We start from the raw sequence: 1,878 nt of genomic DNA on the forward strand, positions 1-1,878 counted from the left end.
TCATTCTCCTCGATTGAAACTATTAGAACACGACATGATAAAGCCACTTCAAACCGTGATAGATCGAATTGGCGACAAGCCCTACGGCAATAAGCCGAACTTGCCACCTCAGCCAGCGGTTAGACTCCATCCGTTCCAGCCAATACACCGAACCCCCACCTCCTGCTCACATGTTCCAGCCGATTTTGTACCGCCTTGTTTTTGATTTGTCAACGATTTTTTCTGTTTCTTCCATTCGCTACGTGGATGTGGAGGTGCTTTGCCGTGCCTAGAGTAGTTCCTTTTTAACAACTTCCTGTTAAGCCTAGTAGCCGGTATGCCGGTAGGTCGTTTCTCTCGATAACAAGCCCGACTTGTTCCGCTTACGAATGAAATTCGGTTTTGTTATTGTCTGGACAGGCAACGCGCTACGCGGCTTTTCGGGTCAGCGCCATCGTTCGCTCTGCTTCCCACGGACAAACTTCGTTTTTACAAACGCTCTTCCCACAGTCTTTTGCTCCTTCCCCTTTTTGGGGCTGGATACGCTCCTGCCCTACTGGCTTGCTTCTCACCAAGCTCCCTGATCCACGGATCAACAGGCTTCCCCTGCGATTCCCATCACGTTCATGATGAAAAAGTCTTTCCAAACAAGGTTTACAGAGGCTTCCCGAGCGAGAGCGCAAATAGGGGTTGAAATCCGGCTACTGAAATATCTTTTTGGCCATGGAACTTACGGGGCTTGTTTAGGCGGGATCTAGTTGTGGCGTAGGGGCGCACCTTCACTTATTCCTGGCTTCGTTGATGGGGCTTCGGAGGGAATAAGTGAAGGAGGTTGCAGGTATCTGGTTCTGTTGGTGGGTGCGCATACGTAAACAAGCCTGACTCGTTCCATGAACGATAGATATTTCAGCCGGATTTCAACGCTTTTGCGCTTCCTCCGAGAAGGTACTGCTGTAAACCCGCTTGGAAAGACAGGCATCATGAAGGTAATGGGAATCTGTAGGCAGGGGAAACCGCTGATCCACGGATCAGGGACGGTGAGGCTAGGCAAGCCAGTAGGTCAGGAACATGTATCCAGCCCCAAAGCAGAAGGAGCGAAAGGCCTGGGAAGAAGGAGTTTGTAAAAACGAAGTTTGCCCTAGTGGGAAGGAGCGAACGATGAGTGCTGACCCGAAAAGCCGCGCCGTGAATGGATTCACCTTTCCAAAGGGGTTTTACAGGGACAATGCCGGAGATCACGCAAATTGGGGGTTGAAATGACGCTTCCGAAACCGATTATTTGAACACCAAACAAGGCTTGCTGAGCGCACCTTCCCTTATTCCTCCCATCGTCGTCTACGCTTCGATGGGGAATAAGGGAAGGAGGTTGCAGGGCAAGCCCTATTTATCGTGTTCCAACCCTCGTTTCGTTCGTTATTTCAACCGCTTTTGCGTGCCGCCTTCGGCATCGGAGTTGTAAAACCAATTGGAAAGAGAGAATTCATTCACGGAATGCTACTTCGCCAAGGTACAGACAAAAACAAAACCGAATTCGTTCGTAAGCGGAACAGGCGCAGCCAGTTATCGAGGGAAACGACCTATTTGCATACCGCAAGTTTGCTTAACAAAGGTTGTTAAAAAGGAACTACACTAGGCACGGCAAAGCAGCCCCACATCCAAACGGCGAATGGAAGAAACAGAAAAAATCGTTGACAAATCAAAAACAAGGCGGTAGGTTTCGGCGCAACATGTGAGCAGGAGGTGGGGGTTCGGTGTATTAGCTGGAGCGGATGGAGTCTAACCGCTGGCTGAGGTGGCAAGTTCGGCTTATTGCCGTAGGGCTTGTCACCAATTCGGTCTATCACGGTTTGAAGTGGCTTTATCATGTCGTGTTCTAATAGTTTCAATCGAGGAGAATGA

General features: G+C 49.7%; 1 protein-coding gene. It reads right to left on the minus strand.

The window, feature by feature from the left end:
• Positions 1-22: 22 nt before the first annotated feature.
• On the minus strand, positions 23-148 hold the full coding sequence (locus ABRS97_RS27930) for a hypothetical protein (protein WP_367819442.1): 126 nt from the start codon (positions 146-148) through the stop codon (positions 23-25).
• Positions 149-1,878 lie beyond the last annotated feature (1,730 nt).

This window comes from Paenibacillus tabacirhizosphaerae (genome assembly GCF_040812395.1).
GTDB lineage: Bacteria > Bacillota > Bacilli > Paenibacillales > NBRC-103111 > Paenibacillus_E.